14 protein-coding genes are annotated in these 15653 nt (G+C 67.2%); 8 read left to right on the plus strand and 6 right to left on the minus strand.

The features are described from left to right. Positions 1–174: 174 nt before the first annotated feature. Positions 175–834 (minus strand): fasciclin domain-containing protein, encoded by a 660-nt coding sequence (locus RVF83_RS06405; RefSeq protein WP_005200712.1) that lies wholly within the window; start codon positions 832–834, stop codon positions 175–177. A gap of 264 nt (positions 835–1098) precedes the next feature. Continuing rightward, entirely contained in the window at positions 1099–1758 is a 660-nt protein-coding gene (locus RVF83_RS06410) for a fasciclin domain-containing protein (protein ID WP_005200713.1), read from the minus strand. Positions 1759–1910: 152 nt separating this feature from the next. On the opposite strand from RVF83_RS06410, the gene RVF83_RS06415 reads away from it, so the two are divergent. Continuing rightward, on the plus strand, positions 1911–3455 hold the full coding sequence (locus RVF83_RS06415) for a molybdopterin-dependent oxidoreductase (protein ID WP_005200714.1): 1545 nt from the start codon (positions 1911–1913) through the stop codon (positions 3453–3455). 1 nt (position 3456) lies between these two features. Here the strand turns inward: RVF83_RS06415 and RVF83_RS06420 are convergent, their stop codons facing one another. Beyond that, entirely contained in the window at positions 3457–4056 is a 600-nt protein-coding gene (locus RVF83_RS06420) for a DinB family protein (protein ID WP_005200716.1), read from the minus strand. Between the two features lie 116 nt (positions 4057–4172). On the opposite strand from RVF83_RS06420, the gene RVF83_RS06425 reads away from it, so the two are divergent. Further along, positions 4173–4784, plus strand: coding sequence for a pyridoxamine 5'-phosphate oxidase family protein (locus tag RVF83_RS06425; RefSeq protein ID WP_005200718.1), 612 nt, complete (start codon positions 4173–4175; stop codon positions 4782–4784). 206 nt (positions 4785–4990) lie between these two features. On the opposite strand, the gene RVF83_RS06430 is transcribed toward RVF83_RS06425, so the two are convergent. Then, a complete protein-coding gene (locus RVF83_RS06430) occupies positions 4991–6565 on the minus strand; it encodes an AMP-binding protein (protein WP_005200720.1) in 1575 nt (524 codons plus the stop codon). A 95-nt stretch (positions 6566–6660) separates the two neighbouring features. On the opposite strand from RVF83_RS06430, the gene RVF83_RS06435 reads away from it, so the two are divergent. Next, positions 6661–7464, plus strand: coding sequence for a helix-turn-helix transcriptional regulator (locus RVF83_RS06435; protein WP_005200723.1), 804 nt, complete (start codon positions 6661–6663; stop codon positions 7462–7464). A 448-nt stretch (positions 7465–7912) separates the two neighbouring features. Here RVF83_RS06435 and RVF83_RS06440 read toward each other — a convergent pair whose 3' ends face one another. After that, positions 7913–8188 (minus strand): DUF7218 family protein, encoded by a 276-nt coding sequence (locus tag RVF83_RS06440; protein WP_005200724.1) that lies wholly within the window; start codon positions 8186–8188, stop codon positions 7913–7915. Between the two features lie 254 nt (positions 8189–8442). Here RVF83_RS06440 and RVF83_RS06445 point away from each other — a divergent pair, with 254 nt between their 5' ends. Both RVF83_RS06445 and RVF83_RS06450 read left to right on the plus strand, forming a co-directional pair. Next, entirely contained in the window at positions 8443–9531 is a 1089-nt protein-coding gene (locus RVF83_RS06445; RefSeq protein ID WP_005200727.1) for an S-(hydroxymethyl)mycothiol dehydrogenase, read from the plus strand. Then, complete coding sequence (locus RVF83_RS06450) at positions 9531–10160, plus strand: MBL fold metallo-hydrolase (RefSeq protein WP_005200729.1); 630 nt, start codon at positions 9531–9533, stop codon at positions 10158–10160. The genes RVF83_RS06445 and RVF83_RS06450 overlap by 1 nt, the downstream gene beginning before the upstream one ends. Positions 10161–10230: 70 nt before the next feature. Here the strand turns inward: RVF83_RS06450 and RVF83_RS06455 are convergent, their stop codons facing one another. Further along, entirely contained in the window at positions 10231–10821 is a 591-nt protein-coding gene (locus RVF83_RS06455; RefSeq protein ID WP_005200731.1) for a hypothetical protein, read from the minus strand. 125 nt (positions 10822–10946) lie between these two features. On the opposite strand from RVF83_RS06455, the gene RVF83_RS06460 reads away from it, so the two are divergent. From RVF83_RS06460 to RVF83_RS06470, 3 genes are read left to right on the plus strand one after another with little or no spacing between them, the layout of a single operon-like run. Further along, positions 10947–12674, plus strand: a complete 1728-nt coding sequence (locus RVF83_RS06460) for a SulP family inorganic anion transporter (protein WP_005200733.1) — start codon at positions 10947–10949, stop codon at positions 12672–12674. Between the two features lie 59 nt (positions 12675–12733). Then, positions 12734–14101 (plus strand): MFS transporter, encoded by a 1368-nt coding sequence (locus RVF83_RS06465; RefSeq protein WP_005200735.1) that lies wholly within the window; start codon positions 12734–12736, stop codon positions 14099–14101. A 34-nt stretch (positions 14102–14135) separates the two neighbouring features. After that, positions 14136–15653 carry an ATP-dependent DNA ligase gene (locus RVF83_RS06470; RefSeq protein WP_005200737.1) on the plus strand — a complete coding sequence of 506 codons (1518 nt, stop codon included), beginning with the start codon at positions 14136–14138 and terminating at the stop codon, positions 15651–15653.

A 15653-nucleotide genomic window follows, 5' to 3' on the forward strand; every position in this document is an offset into this window, starting at 1 on the left:
GCAGTCACGCCGATTCCCTGAACGAGCATCGTCGTTCAGGGAATCGGCGCGTTGTGTCATGTTGCCGGGTTGCCCGGCAGGCCGGTGTATCGGCTGGTCATCGGCGTCCGCGGAGTCCCGATTCTTCCGCGTCCGGGGCTTGTCAGCCCACCGGAGTTGTTGCTGTCGTGGGTCTTACGAGGCAGGCGGGGTCAGCACGGCGTCGATCAGGTAGACCTGGGCGTTCGAGGTGGTGACGCCACCGCAGACGATACCCGCGTCGTTGACCTTGAGGTTGTCGCCCTCGCCGCTGACGGTGAGCTTCTTGCCCTCGAGGGTGGTGTGCTCACCGAGAGCCTTGTCGGGGGTCGCCTGACCCTCGACGACGTGGTAGGTCAGGATGCTGGTCAGCAGGTCCTTGTCGGTCTTCAGCTTTTCGACGGTCTCCGGCGGCAGCTTCGCGAAGGCGTCGTCGGTCGGGGCGAAGACGGTGTACTCACCGTTGTTCAACGTCTCGACGAGGTTGACGTCGGGGTTCAGCTGGCCGGACAGCGCGGCGGTCAGGGTGGTGAGCTCGGGGTTGTTCGACGCCGCGGTGGCGACCGGGACGGTTGCCATGCCGGCGATCGACGCGGGACCCGAGGGGTTGGCCTCGGCGTAGGCGGCACAGCCGGGGCCGACGAGGTTCGCGGCCGGGTCGGCGGCGGCGCTCGCGCTCATCGAGCTCATACCGGTTGCGGTGCTGGTGGTTTCGCTCGACGAGTCGGAATCGTCGCTCGAACAGCCGGCGATGACGCCGACGGCGAGGACCAGTCCGGTCACCGCTCCTGCGATACGGGGAACACGCTTGATCATCGTTGATCCAATCTCTCCGAGAAGGTTTCGGCTGCTGTGAACCGCAGCCTCACAAGCGTATTCGACACCGTGTGAGAACCGGATGGGCCAGATGTGCCGGTCATCTCTGCTTTCCGTCACAGCCCGTCCTTGTACCGAACGCACACATGCCGGTTCCCTGGAGGAGGGGTGTCCTCCTCCAGGGAACCGGCATGTCACTGTTCGGCAGACGTGCGCGGTTCGAGGTGCGTAACCCGTTGCCCGCGAGCTGATCTGTTTACGAAATCACCCGGCCGCAGGCGGCGTCAGGACCGTGTCGATCATGTAGACCTGCGCGTTGGCGGTCGCGACGCCACCACAGACCACGCTCGAGTCGTTGACCTTGAGCATATCCGGCGATCCGGTCACGGTCACGGTCTGACCCTCGAGGGTCTTGTGCTCACCGACGATCTTGTCCGGCGTGGCCTGGCCCGAAACAACGTGGTAGGTAAGGATCTTGGTCAACAGTTCCGAGTCGGTCTTGAGCTGTTCGACGGTTTCGGCCGGCAGCTTGGCGAAGGCCGCGTCGGTGGGTGCAAAGACGGTGTACTCACCGTTGTTGAGCGTGTCGACCAGGTTCACATCCGGATTCAGCTGCCCGGAAAGGGCCTGCGTCAGCGTCTTCAGTTCGGGGTTGTTCGATGCCGCGGTGGCGACCGGATCCATGGCCATCCCGGAAACCGAGCCCGCGCCAGAGGGATTCGCCGATGCGTAGTCCGCACAACCGGGGCCGACCGGCCCGCTCGCGGCGTCGGCGGACTCGCTGTTCATCGACGACATGGCGGTGGTAGTGGAAGTGCTGCTGCCCGAATCGGAGTCGTCGCTGGAACATCCGGCGATGACGCCGACGGTCAACACCAGCCCGGACGCCGCGACCACGAGGCGCTGAATTCGTTTGATGGCCATGGCCCATCCAATCTAGTAGGTCGTGGTCCGACCATCCGGCCGAACTCATGACGTCATTCGCGGCTCGAGTGGTCGCGGATGGGTCCGATTCCGGATCAATCCAATCCGGGCGCTGTCGACGCGCGAACTCCCCTCGACAGAAACGGAGTTCAATGGTGCGAGTCTTTCAAGAGTCGTCGGTGCGGGCAGCGGTGTCCGGTGTCGTCGCGGTGGCAAGCGGCCTGGCGGTCGGCGAACTCGTCGCGGTCGGTATCGCGCAGTTCGCGTCCCCGTATCGCGCGGTCGCGGCGTTCCTCGTCGACCATGCGCCGGCCTTCGCCCGCGAGTTCGCGATAGACCGCTTCGGAACCGCGGACAAGCCTGCGCTGCTGGCAGGTATGGCGCTGGTGATCCTGTTGATCGCCGTGACTGCGGGAGTGTTGCAGGTCAAGCGCCCTCCCGCCGGGGTTCTGATCGTCGTGGCCTTCGCGGCCGTCGGTGTGATTGCGGCGTTGGCCCGCCCGACGATGGAGGCGTCCTACGTCGTTCCGCCGGTTGTCGCGGGGCTGGTGGCCGCCGGTGTGCTGGTAGTGCTGGGGCGCGGGAGTGCCGTCGGAGACGAGTCCGAAGAGGAAGCGTCCCGCTCAGGGGGGTGGTCCCGCCGCCAGTTCGTCGGTGCCGTCGGGGTCGTCGTCGTGACAGGTGCGGTGTGCGCCGGCCTGGCCCGCCGCGCCGCGGACACCGGTGGCGCTCTCGCCGAACGCATGGGGCTTCGGTTGCCGCGCACGACCTCTGCGAGCAGGCCGGTCCCGACGGGTACCGAGTTGCGGATCGACGGTGCGACACCGTTCATCACCGGCAATCGAGAGTTCTACCGGATCGACACCGCGCTCCAGGTCCCGCAGCTGACCACGAGAGACTGGCGGTTGCGGATCCACGGGATGGTGGACCGCGAGATGACGCTGCGGTGGGACGACCTGCAGTCGATGCCCGCGATCGAGCGGATCATCACGCTCTCGTGCGTGTCCAACGAGGTGGGTGGCGACCTCGCCGGGAATGCACGCTGGCTCGGTTACTCGATGCGCGACATCCTCGCCGAGGTCGGGGTACACGCCGACGCAGACATGTTGCTGGCCACCAGCGTCGACGGATGGACGTCGGGAAGCCCGCTCGAGGCGATCCGGGACGGCCGCGACGCGCTGCTCGCCGTCGGTATGAACGGCGAACCGCTACCCCTCGAGCACGGATACCCCGTGCGGCAGTTGATCCCCGGTCTCTACGGTTACGTGTCGGCGTGCAAGTGGGTCGTCGACTGGGAGATCACCCGGTTCGATCGAGCGGAGGCCTACTGGACCCAGCGGGGCTGGGGCGAACGAGGGCCGATCAAGACGGCGTCGCGGATCGATCGGCCCGCACCGCTGTCGACGACGTCCGCGGGACCGGTGGTCGTCGCGGGCACCGCGTGGGCTCAGCATCGGGGTATCGGTTCGGTGGAGGTCCGCGTCGACGACGGACCGTGGAACCAGGCCGACCTCGCCACCGAGTACTCAACCGACACCTGGCGGCAGTGGACATGGACCTGGGACGCCACGCCCGGCCGACACACGCTGTACTGCCGCGCGACCGACGCCACCGGCGCGACGCAACCGGAGGAGCGGGTGCCGCCCATTCCGGAGGGTGCCACCGGTTGGCACAGTCGCGTGGTGACCATCGAGTGAGTTACTGCATCCATTCCGCGTCGGCCCAGTCCTGACCTTCGGAGATGGCGCCCATGGTGGTCTGGCCGTCGAGTGCCTCGCGGATGATGTCGGCGTGGCCGCAGTGGTGGGAGGTCTCGCGGAGCAGATGCAGGAGCATCGTGCGGATCGTCGACCACTCGCGTTCGGGCGCCCACGGCGCGGTGGGCTGGGGGATGAGTTCGTCCAGGCTTTCCGCGTCGGCGATGACGCGGTCGAGCGCTGCCGCGTTGCGGTCGTAGGCCTCGAGCCAGCCGGCAAGGGTCTCGCCCTCGGTCAGCTCGTATTCCGTTGTCGCCCGGCTCATGTCGAATTCGGCGTGCTCGTCTCGCTCGGTGATGACCTTTGCGGCGTTCTCCTCCCCGTTGGCGAGGTGCTTGATGAGGGCGCCGATCGTCAGCGTGCTCACGGTGGTCTGCTTGCGGGCCTGCTCGTCGGAGAGGTTGCGGGCGGTGACCTTGAGCATGTTGCGCTGGTCCTGCAGAAGGGTGAGGAGTTCATGCTTCTCGCCGGTGACGTCGACGCTGAGTTCGGGGGTGGTGTAGGTGCTCACGGTGTTCTCCGGTTCGTCGTTGATGATCATTCGTGCTGGTGAAAATCACGTTACGAACCATTGCGGACAGCTTCGGTCCTCGTTGCACAGGGATATGGCGGCTATATCGGTTGAGCCGGCGGCGACCGTGCCCGACGATGGGCGCCATGACATCTCCGCTCGACGCGCTCACCCGGAAGCCCGCCCGTGCCACCGACCGCGCCGCACTCGACGAACTCCTCGACGAGGCGAAGGTCGGCACGCTGAGCACGGTCGTCGACGGACTGCCGTGGTCGGTACCGATGCTCTTCGCCCGCGACGGCGATGCAATCCTGCTGCACGGATCGACCGGCGCCGGGGCGCTGCGGCATGTCGCGGCCGGTGCGCCCGTCACGTTCACCGTGTTCGTGATGGACGGGCTCGTCATCGCCGACACCCTCTTCGACCACTCCGCCAACTACCGGTCGGCGGTGGTGCGGGGTGCCCTCGAGCCGGTCGACGACGCGAAGTCGGCGCTGGAGGTGTTGTCGGACAAGCTCATTCCGGGTCGCGTCACCGAGGTGCGGGAGACCACACACAGAGAACTGGCGGCGACTGTGGCCTTACGGCTGCCGATCGTCGACGGCCAGTGGATTGCGAAGGCACGGACGGGCGGACCGGGCAGTGAGTCTGCGGACTGGACCGGTGTCGTACCGATGAGAACGGTCTACGACGAGCCGATCACGTATTCCGGTGAGACCGTGCCGGATTCGGTGCAGGCCATGGTCAACGGAACGTAGGGGCCGGCCGAGGGGTCATCGGGGGGCGAATGACCCGTCGGCCGAAGGTTCGCGGCATTGCGAACCGAGATCGAGGTCACCGGGCCGACCGGATTGCGGTAGCCGGCCGCGGTGCTCGATGGTGACGCGGCCCAGCGGAAGGGGGGCACCCGCTGGGTCGCGCGCGTGGAAGACCGCGTCCCGGGATCGCCGGGACGCGGTCGGCTCTATCCCTTGCGCAGCAGGAAGCGCTGGATCTTGCCGCTGGGGGTCTTCGGGAGGGCGTCGACGAAGTGCACGGTGCGCGGGTACGCGTGCGCCGCGAACTCGGTCTTCACCAGCTGTTGCAGCTCCTTCTCGAGGGCCTCGGTCCCCTCGATGCCGGGAGCGAGGACGACGAACGCCTCGATGACCTCACCGCGCAGTTCGTCGGGGCGCCCGACCACCGCGACGTCGACCACCGACGGGTGCGTGATCAGCACGCTCTCCACGTCGAACGGTCCGATGCGGTAGCCGGCCATGATGATCACATCGTCGTCGCGAGCCGAGAAGAAGTAGCGACCTTCCTCGTCGGCGCGGCCGGTGTCGCCGGTGAGGTACCAGCGACCGTCCTCGGTGAACCGGGCGGCGGTCTTCTCCGGGGCGTCGAGGTATCCGCTGAACCACATGAGCGGGCTGGCGGGCACGTCGATCGCGATCTGCCCGTCGACGATTCCGGCGGCGAAACCGGGCATCGGCTTGCCCATCGAGCCGGGGACGAGCGCCTCATGGACGTCGGCGTGCCAGTGGTTGTTGATGAACATGCCGTGCTCGGTCTGGCCGTAGTGGTCACGGACCTCGGTGCCGAGTGCCTGCTGGGCCCAGCCGATGACGTCGGGCGTCAGGGGCTCGCCGGCCGACGAGGCGCGTCGCAGCGAGAAACCGGTGATCCGCGGGTCCTTGCTCAGGGTGCGGTAGACGGTCGGCGCCGCGGCGAAGTTGGTGACGCCGAGGCCGCCGAGGATCTGTGCGGTGAGCTCGGGGCTGAAGCCGGCGTGGAGCAGCAGGTTGCGGTGTCCGGTCGCGAGTGGGCCGAGGATGCCGTAGTACAGGCCGTAGGCCCAGCCCGGGTCGGCGGCATTCCAGAAGACGTCGTCGTCGCGGACGTCGAGGCCGTAGTGCATGTAGGCGACGAACGAGGCGAGTGCCTTGACCGGCACCGGGACACCCTTGGGCGCACCGGTGGTACCGCTGGTGAAGAGCAGGATCAGGGCGCCGTCGCCGCCCACGGCCACGGACTCGGCGATCGGCTCGCTGGAGCTGATCAGACCCTCGAACTGCTCGCCGGCGACGATCGTCTCGACACCGTCGATGCCTTCGAGCTTCGACGCCTGGCTGGGCTCGGTGATGACGACTTTCGCCTTGCCGGACGTCAGGCGCATCTCGATGGCCGGGGTGGCGAAGGCGGTGAACAGCGGGATGTAGACGGCGCCGAGGCGGGCGATGGCCAGCAGCGACACGACGAGTTCTTCGCGCTTGCCCATGAGCACGCCGACGGTGTCCCCGCGGCCGACGCCGAGGTCGGCGAGCGCCGATGCGAAGCGCTTGGAGCGCTCGGCGAGGTCGCCGTAGGTCACGTCGGTGGTGATCGGGGCGGGGGCCGAATCGTCGTCCGCGGAGGCCTCGACCTCGATCACGGTGAACGCCACCGCGTCGGGATCGTGGTCGTCGACGAGGAGTGCTGCCGCATTGGCGTCGGGCGCCCCGTAGATTGCCAACCAGCGGTCGACCATGTGGGTGGGGGTCATGGTGGCCTGTGTCATCGTGAACCTCGCTCTTGACTGAGTAAGCTGAGTCACAGTGTGATGCGCTGTATGTAGTCCCTGCCACCCTCCGAAGAGGGGGATAGAGAGGTGAGATGCCCGAGCCGTTGAGCGGGATCGTCACCGACGCGTTGCGACGGGTGCGCAAATCGAGCGGAGTGCCCTTGGCCTTCGCCGGCGTCGTGAACAATTCGACCAGTCTGCGCCTCCAACATTTCGCCGGTAACCACGTAGGTGCGCTGGCCGGACTCTCGGTCGACGTGGGGCACGGGCTGGGCGGCAAGGTGGTCTCGCTGAACCGGCCGATGGTGGTCGAGGACTATCTGCGGACCCCGCACATCACCCACCGCTACAACACGCTCATCGAACGCGAGGGACTCCGCGCGATGATGGCCGCGCCGATCATCGTCAACCGCACGCCGGTCGCGGTGATCTACGGTGCGTTGCACACCCCCGATCCGATCGGTGGCCGCATGCTCGACGTCCTGGCCGCCGAGGCGCGCGCCGTCGAGCAGGAGATCGTGGCCTCGCGGGCCCGGCTCGAGCACGGTGCACAGAACGAGGACGAGCTGCGCGACCGGCTGACCGCCGCCTACACGCGACTGCGGTCGCTGGCCGACACCGTCGACGACGCCCGGCTCGCCGAACAACTCGCCGCCGTCACCGATTTCCTGCTCGCCGAGGCCGCCGCCGACTCGGTCGCGGTCGAGCTGACCGGACGCGAACAGGACGTGCTGTCTCTCGCCGCGCTCGGCTACTCGAACGCGCGGATCGCCGAGGCCCTCGGCCTGACCGTGCACACGGTCAAGAGCTACATGAAGGACGCGATGCGCAAGCTCGACGCGTCGTCGCGGCTCGAGGCCGTCGTCGCCGCCCGGCGCGCCGGCCTGTTGCCCTGACCGCCGCGACTCACACCGACGTCGACGAGCTCAGCAGGTTCTCGATGATCTGACAGGCGCGCTCGATGCCGTTCTCGCCGATGATCTTCGTGGAGAGCGCGGTGGCGCGGTGCTGATGATTCCGGAATGGGACCGGCGAACCTCAACTCGACTCCTAGACTTCGATCGAAGTCTGTCAGTCGAGTTGAGGTTCGCCGGTCGCCATCGCACATACGCTGCATTTTCTCTACGGATCGCCGTGGCGGAGGTCACGATCGAGAGCTCGGAATAGATCCGCGGGCCCCGCAGTTGAAGACCTCGACGGTGACGGATTCAAGCCCCGGGCCTCAACCCTTTGCCGCTTCGAGCGGCCACTCGCCGAGAGGCGCTTTGACCGGCATCGTCCATCAACACGCCGAAGCCGCCGACCCTTCTGGGCCGGCGGCTTCGGTGCTGTCTGGGCTGAGGGTCAGTGATTGCGCAGCTTCTTGACCAGCTCGTCCTTCTTCAGGTCGGAATACCCGCTGATGTCGAGTTCCTTCGCGCGCTCCTTGAGCTCGTCTACGGTCCAGTCCTCGTAGGACCCGGACTTGCCGCCGCTGCGGCCCACATCCGACCGGGAGCTGTTGGCCGCGGCGTTGGCGATCCGCGCGGACTTCTCTTTCGAGTTGCCCTCGTCGCGCAGCTTCTCGTAGAGCTCGTCGTCCTTGACCGACGGTCCCGGGTCGCGCTTCTTCTCCGCCATGGACTGCCTCCTTGTCGTCGACGCGAACGGTTCTCCCACGAGGCGTGCCCGATCGCGGGTACAACCAAACCTGGGCCGGGTAGCGCACACCCGCGACTACCTACAGTGAACGGTGTTGACCAAGAGTGGACGACCATGGCGGGTACGGATAAGGTTGTGACGATGTGTCCGGTACGGGTGGATCCTGTCGCCACGGCTGGGAACACAGACGAGCACGAACGCTGACAACCCAGTTTCGGAAGGAACCAGAACGCATGTCTCAGACAGTCAAGGGAGTCATCTCGCGCAGCAAGAAGTCGCCGACGGAGGTCGTCGACATCGTGATCCCGGATCCGGGTGCGCGTGATGTCGTCGTGGCGATCAAGGCCTGCGGTGTCTGCCACACCGACCTCGCCTACCGCGAGGGCGGCATCAACGACGAGTACCCCTTCCTGCTGGGCCACGAGGCGGCCGGCGTCGTCGAGTCGGTCGGTTCGGATGTCACCCACGTCGAGGTCGGCGATTTCGTCGTCCTGAACTGGCGCGCCGTCTGCGGTGAGTGCCGCGCGTGTAAGCGTGGTCGTCCGTGGTACTGCTTCGACACCTTCAACGCCAGCGTCCCGATGACCCTCACCGACGGCACCGAACTGACCCCGGCCCTCGGTATCGGCGCCTTCGCGGAGAAGACCCTCATCCACGAATTGCAGTGCACCAAGGTCAATCCCGAGACCGACCCGGCCGTCGCCGGCCTGCTCGGCTGCGGAGTCATGGCCGGCATCGGTGCCGCCATGAACACCGGCAACGTCGGCCGCGGCGACTCGGTCGCCGTGATCGGTTGCGGCGGCGTGGGTGACGCCGCGATCGCCGGCGCCAAGCTGGCCGGCGCGACCAAGATCATCGCCATCGACCGCGACCCGGGCAAGCTCGAGTGGGCCAAGGAACTCGGCGCGACCCACACCATCGACGGCACGAAGGTCGACGACGTGGTCACCGCGGTCCAGGACCTCACCGACGGCAACGGCGCCGACGTCGTCATCGACGCGGTCGGCCGCCCGGAGACCTACAAGCAGGCCTTCTATGCACGAGATCTCGCCGGCGTCGTCGTCCTGGTCGGTGTGCCGACGCCGGAGATGACCCTGGAGATGCCGCTCGTCGACTTCTTCTCTCGTGGTGGCGCTCTGAAGTCCTCGTGGTATGGCGACTGCCTGCCCGAGCGCGACTTCCCGATGCTGATCGACCTGTACGAGCAGGGCCGTCTGCCGCTCGACAAGTTCGTCACCGAACGCATCGGCATCGACGACGTCGAGGCCGCGTTCTCGGCGATGGAGGCCGGCAAGGTCCTGCGTTCGGTGGTGGAACTCTGATGTCGGCGCTGCGTATCGACAACGTCGTCACGTCGGGCACGTTCAGCCTCGACGGCGGCACCTGGGACGTCGACAACAACGTGTGGCTGGTCGGCAACGACGACGAGGTCATCATCATCGACGCCGCTCACTCGGCGGCACCGATCCTCGAAGGCGTCGGCGACCGCACGGTGAAGGCGATCGTGCTGACCCACGGTCACAACGATCACGTCACCGTCGCACCGGAACTGTCCGACGCCACGGGCGCGCCGATCCTGCTGCACCCCGGCGACGACATGCTGTGGAACGACACCCATCCAGAGGTCTCGCACCGAGATCTCGAGGACGGGCAGAAGATCGGCATCGCCGGCACCGAGCTGACGATCATCAACACCCCCGGCCACTCGCCGGGCTCGTCGGTGATCCACCTGCCCGAGGCGGGCGTGCTGTTCTCCGGTGACACCCTGTTCCAGGGCGGACCGGGCGCGACCGGCCGTTCGTACTCGAGCTTCCCGACGATCATCGCCTCGATCACCGAGAAGATCTTCACCCTCGATCCCGAGACCAAGGTCTACACCGGGCACGGCGATGGCACGACGGTCGCCGCCGAGGCACCACATCTCGAGGAGTGGATCAAGCGCGGCAGCTGACCCGCGTACAGACCGACAAACCCGGCGCGGGTGGCCATCGGGCCGCCCGCGCCGGGTTCGTCCTGTCACGTCAGTGTTGCTGCGGCGGCTGGCCCGGCCGACCGCCATCGGGCTGGTGTTCACCCAGTTCGTGCCTGCCGGGATGCGTGCCGGGATCATGGCCGGCCGTGCCAGGGGTTCCGGTACCGGGGCGTCCGGGGCCGGGCGCTCCTGCACCGGGGTTCCCGTGGCCGTGCGTGCCGGGACCGGGAGTTCCGTGGCCCGGGCCTGCGGGGTCACGGTGGTCGTTGCCGAGAGGTGCGCGGTCGCCGCGGTCACCTCGGACATCGGGATCGAGCTGGTCGGCCCGGGCAAACGTGCCCTCGACCTCGTCGCGCTTCTCTGCGGCCTGCGTGCCGTGGGCGCGCGCCTGCTCGTTGAGCCGTTTCGCCTCGGCGGCCTTGGCGTCCGCCTCGGCCTGGGCCTTGCGCGCCCGCGCTTCGGACTCCTCGGCGATCGCCTCGCGTTGGCGTAGTTCCGACACCTGACTCGTCGCGTTCTCGCGGATCTGATGAGCCTTCGTCCGGCGGACGTCCTGACGCTTACGCAGGAACAGCAACAGAAGAGCGAGTAGGACTATCACGGCGACGACGGCGACGATGATCCATACTGCGGTATCCATGGGGGCCTCCTCGATTCATGGCCTTGCACGGATACCCAGAACGCGTGGCCGTCAACCTGCGCATGCTTGTGCCAGGACCTTCCAGGTGCGGCTCGGTGCAGGTCTGCCGGGGTAGCGTCTTCGACATGATCCGGCTCGCTGCGCTGGTCCCGCCGGCGTTGCGCGGTTACCGGCTCGCCTGGTTGCGTGCCGACCTCGTGGCCGGCGTGACGCTCGCGGCCGTCGCGATCCCGGAATGTATGGGTTACAGCTCGATTGCGCATGTCCCGGTGTCGGCCGGGTTGTACACGATCATCCTGCCGGCGATCGCCTTCGCGTTACTCGGGGCCTCGCGGCTCCTGGTCGTCGGCGCGGATTCCGCGACCGCTGCACTGCTGGCATCGGGAATCGCCGGTATCGGCGTCGTCGGAGTGGAGCCCGACTCGCAGGAGTGGCTGGCCTGGGCGTCGCTCGTCGCGGTGGTCACCGGGGTGTTCCTCGCGTTCGCCCGACTGCTGAGACTCGGCTTCCTCGCTGATTTCCTGTCAAGTTCGGTCCTGGTGGGTTTCCTGGCTGGAACCGGGATCACGGTCATCCTCGAGCAGATCCCCGGACTGCTCGGTGTGCGCCGCACCGAGGGCTGGGTGTGGGAGCGTTGCGCGGCGGTCGTCGACGACCTCGAATCGGCAGATGTCGCGTCGGTGGGGTTCGCGCTCGCGTCGCTGTGCGTGCTGCTGATGGCGCGTCGCGTGGCCCCGCGGCTGCCCATGGCCTTCGTGGTGGTGGTGGCATCCATCGTGCTGGTCGCGGTGTTCGGCTGGGACGACGATGTCTCGGTCGTCGGAGACCTGCACGGCACGGTTCCCCACCTCGGCCTGCCCACCGGTCTCGGATGGGACGCGGTGCCGAAAGCGGCGACTGTTGCCTTGGGGTGCACGGTGGTGATCCTGGCCCAGAGCGCAGGCACCGCCCGCGCGTTCGCACACACCCGCGGTGAGACGACCGACGTGAACCGCGACATCGTCGGCCTATCGGCGGCCAACATCGTTGCGGGACTGAGCTCCACGTTCGTGGTCAACGCCAGCCCGACCAAGACGCAGTTCCTCGAGGAGCAGCGTGGCCGCACCCAGGTCGCGAACCTGACGATGGCCGCCTCGGCGGTCGTCGCCGTCGTGTTCCTCGGGAAGGCGCTGGCCTACCTGCCGCATGCCGTGCTCGCGGCGATCGTGTTGCTGGTGGCGGTCGACCTCATCGACGTGCGTTCGTTCCGGCGCATGTGGAGGATTCGGCGGACGGAGTTCGGGATCGCGGTGTTCACCGCGATCGTCGTCGTGGTGTTCGGGGTGCAGGACGGGCTCCTGACGGCCATGGTGGTGTCGCTGCTCGAGATCATCCGCAGGCAATACCGCCCGGAGAGGTTCGTGGTCGGGGTCTCCGATCACGGACGAGAGCGAGAATATCGGCCCGCGCGGCCGGGTCAGCAGTCTCTTCCCGGACTGATCGTGTTCCGCTACGACGCGGATCTGTTCTACGCCAACGTCAACCGGTTCTCCGACGATGTGGTGGCGCTTGTCGAGTCGGCTCCCGACCCGGTGCGTTGGCTGGTTCTCGACTGCACGGTCATCTCCTACGTCGACTATTCGGCGAGTGGTGTGCTCGACCGTCTCGTCGCATTCGTGCATTCACGCAACGCTCATTTCGTCCTCGCCGGCGTGGATCCCGAGCTCGAACGGGTCCTGCGCGCCGAGGGACTTCTCATGGATTTCGACCCGGCTCATGTCTATCCCACGGTCGGTGCGGCGGTGCGGGCCTTCGAGACGACGTATCCCCGAACCGGGCAGGAGGATGACACCGGCGAAACGGATGGCCGGTGAGGCTCTGAGGCTCACCCGCCCGCGCACGTGAGGGGTATCGCTGGCGTAACCTGCCACGAATGAGCGAGTCCGCGGTCCGCAACATCGACCACCCCGAACAGCCACCGGTACCCCGGCGCCGAATCGTCATCGCGTCGATGGTCGGCACGAGCGTCGAGTTCTTCGACTTCTACATCTACGCGACCGCCGCGGTGCTGGTCTTCCCGGTGTTGTTCTTCCCGAAGGGCGACGACACGGCCGCACTGCTGGCGTCGTTCGCGACGTTCGGACTCGCCTTCGTCGCACGACCGGTCGGTTCGGTCCTGTTCGGCCACTTCGGGGACCGCATCGGCCGCAAGGCGACTCTCGTCGGTTCACTGCTCACCATGGGTATAGCCACCTTCGTGATCGGACTCCTGCCGACCTTCGATCAGGTGGGTTATCTCGCGCCGGCCCTGCTCGCGCTGATGCGCTTCTGCCAGGGCCTCGGACTCGGCGGGGAGTGGTCCGGCGCAGCGCTTCTCGCGACCGAGACCGCGGAGAAGGGCAAGCGCGCCTGGGCCGCCATGTGGCCGCAGCTCGGTGCGCCGATCGGCTTCTTCTTCGCCAACGGCATGTTCCTGCTGCTGATCTTCGGACTCGACTTCGACGCGAAGACCTCGCCCGCCGACCACTCGTTCATGACGTGGGGATGGCGAATCCCGTTCCTCGCCAGCGCGATCATGGTCATCATCGGCCTGTACGTGCGCCTCAAGCTGACCGAGACCCCGGTGTTCGCCAAGGCCGTGGAGGATGGCAAGAAGGTCAAGACCCCGCTCGCCGAGGTCGTCAAGTCCAGCTGGCGTCAGCTGATCGCCGGCACCTTCATCATGGTCGCGACGTACACGCTCTTCTACATCGTGACGACGTGGATCGTCTCGTACGGCACCGGTAAGGTGACCGACGCGTCGGGCGTGAAGCTCTCGTTCAGCTACGCCGACTTCCTGCAGCTGCAGATCGTCGCGGTGCTCTTCTTCGCCGGGTTCGTGATGGTCTCCGGCCGGCTCGCCGACAGGTACGGCCGTCGCGCCTTCCTTCTCGTGATCACGGCGATGATCATCGTCTTCGGTCTGTTCTTCGCGCTGATCCTCGATCCGTCGTCGATGAGCAACGGCCGGATGCTGTTCTTCCTGGTCCTCGGCATGACGCTGATGGGTCTCACCTTCGGGCCGATGAGCGCGATCCTGCCGGAACTGTTCCCGACCAACGTCCGATACACCGGTTCGGGTATCTCCTACAACGTCTCGTCGATCATCGGTGCCGCGGTCGCGCCGTTCATCGCGACGTGGATCGTGGCCGACTACGGCGTCGGCTGGGTCGGTGTCTACCTCGCCGTCGCCGCCTGTACGACGCTGATCGCACTGCTCAGCGTCCGGGAGACCAAGACGGTCGACCTCAACGAGGTCTGATGTCCTGTCGGACCCGGCGGGTACCTTCGGAGGGATGAGACTGGTCGACGTGGTGCAGACGTCCTCGGACGTCGCACGCGACCGTTCCCGCACCCGCAAGACCGAGGTGCTCGCCGGCCTTCTGGCCACCGCTACCGACGCCGAGCTGCCCATCGTCGTCGCCTGGCTGTCCGGTGAGATCCCGCAGGGCAGGCTGGGTGTCGGCTGGCGATCCCTGTCGAAGCTGGTGTCCGAACCGGCCGACGAACCGTCGCTCGAAGTCGCCGAGGTCGACGCCGCCTTCGGCGAACTCGCCGCCGCGAGCGGACCCGGCTCGACGACCCGCCGCGCCGAGATCCTCACCGCGATGTTCGGCGCCGCCACCGAACCCGAGCAGAAGTTCCTGATCGCGTTGCTGACCGGGGAACTGCGGCAGGGCGCGCTGGCAGGGGTGATGACCGACGCGATCGCCGCGGTCACCGGTGAACCACTCACCGCGGTGCGTCGCGCGCACATGCTCACCGGATCGCTTCCGGAGACCGCTGCCCTCGCGCGGTTCGGCGCCGAGGCGCTCGCCGGTGTGGGTCTCGAGGTGGGGCGCGGCGTCGAACCGATGCTCGCCACACCCGCCGACGATCTCGACGCCGCCCTGGAACTCCTGGGCCCCGACCTCGTCGTCGACTACAAACTCGACGGTGCGCGAATCCAGGTGCACCGCAAGGGTACTGACGTCTCGGTGTACACCCGCACGCTCCGCGACGTCACGGACAACGTTCCCGACCTCGTCGAGGTGATCGCCGGACTGCCGTGCGAGTCGGTCATCCTCGACGGTGAGACCCTCATGCTCAGCGATGACGGACGTCCGCGGTCGTTCCAGGACACGATGAGCCGCTTCGGTTCCGGTCCGACTGCCGCCGGCGAACCGGAGCGCCTGCTCAAGCCGTTCTTCTTCGACTGTCTGCACCTCGACGGCGTCGACCTCATCGACCGTCCGCTGTCCGAGCGTCTCGCCGCCATCGACTCGATCGCACCGCAACTCCGGATACCTGCGGTGATCCGTCCGACCGCAGAGGAGGCCAGACGGCACTTCGACGCCGCCATGGCCGACGGTCACGAGGGTGTGATGGTCAAGTCCCTCGACGGGCTCTACGTCGCCGGCAGACGCGGAAAGGCCTGGCAGAAGGTCAAACCCACGCACACCTTCGATCTCGTCGTGCTCGGTGCCGAGTGGGGTTCGGGCCGCCGGACCGGCTGGCTTTCCAACCTGCACCTGGGCGCCCGCGACTCCGCGACCGGCGAGCTCGTCATGGTGGGCAAGACCTTCAAGGGCCTCACCGACGAGATCCTCCGGTGGCAGACCGAGGAGTTCCCGAAGCACGAGACCCACCGGGACGCCCACACGGTCTACCTCCGGCCGGAGATCGTCGTCGAGATCGAACTCGATGGGGCGCAACGCAGCTCGCGCTATCCGGGAGGCGTCGCACTCCGGTTCGCGCGGGTGGTTCGATACCGGCCCGACAAGACCCCCGACCTCGCCGACAGCATCGACGCCATCCGGGCGCTCCTCAAATAG

This window comes from Gordonia rubripertincta (assembly GCF_038024875.1).
GTDB lineage: Bacteria > Actinomycetota > Actinomycetes > Mycobacteriales > Mycobacteriaceae > Gordonia > Gordonia rubripertincta.

Excerpts from the sequence above, each read along its gene's own strand:
- RVF83_RS06405 (WP_005200712.1), bottom strand. The coding sequence starts at position 834 with ATGATCAAGCGTGTTCCCCGTATCGCAGGAGCGGTGACCGGACTGGTC.
- RVF83_RS06410 (WP_005200713.1), bottom strand. The coding sequence starts at position 1,758 with ATGGCCATCAAACGAATTCAGCGCCTCGTGGTCGCGGCGTCCGGGCTG.
- RVF83_RS06415 (WP_005200714.1), top strand. The coding sequence starts at position 1,911 with ATGGTGCGAGTCTTTCAAGAGTCGTCGGTGCGGGCAGCGGTGTCCGGT.
- RVF83_RS06420 (WP_005200716.1), bottom strand. The coding sequence starts at position 4,056 with ATGATCATCAACGACGAACCGGAGAACACCGTGAGCACCTACACCACC.
- RVF83_RS06425 (WP_005200718.1), top strand. The coding sequence starts at position 4,173 with ATGACATCTCCGCTCGACGCGCTCACCCGGAAGCCCGCCCGTGCCACC.
- RVF83_RS06430 (WP_005200720.1), bottom strand. The coding sequence starts at position 6,565 with ATGACACAGGCCACCATGACCCCCACCCACATGGTCGACCGCTGGTTG.
- RVF83_RS06435 (WP_005200723.1), top strand. The coding sequence starts at position 6,661 with ATGCCCGAGCCGTTGAGCGGGATCGTCACCGACGCGTTGCGACGGGTG.
- RVF83_RS06440 (WP_005200724.1), bottom strand. The coding sequence starts at position 8,188 with ATGGCGGAGAAGAAGCGCGACCCGGGACCGTCGGTCAAGGACGACGAG.
- RVF83_RS06445 (WP_005200727.1), top strand. The coding sequence starts at position 8,443 with ATGTCTCAGACAGTCAAGGGAGTCATCTCGCGCAGCAAGAAGTCGCCG.
- RVF83_RS06450 (WP_005200729.1), top strand. The coding sequence starts at position 9,531 with ATGTCGGCGCTGCGTATCGACAACGTCGTCACGTCGGGCACGTTCAGC.
- RVF83_RS06455 (WP_005200731.1), bottom strand. The coding sequence starts at position 10,821 with ATGGATACCGCAGTATGGATCATCGTCGCCGTCGTCGCCGTGATAGTC.
- RVF83_RS06460 (WP_005200733.1), top strand. The coding sequence starts at position 10,947 with ATGATCCGGCTCGCTGCGCTGGTCCCGCCGGCGTTGCGCGGTTACCGG.
- RVF83_RS06465 (WP_005200735.1), top strand. The coding sequence starts at position 12,734 with ATGAGCGAGTCCGCGGTCCGCAACATCGACCACCCCGAACAGCCACCG.
- RVF83_RS06470 (WP_005200737.1), top strand. The coding sequence starts at position 14,136 with ATGAGACTGGTCGACGTGGTGCAGACGTCCTCGGACGTCGCACGCGAC.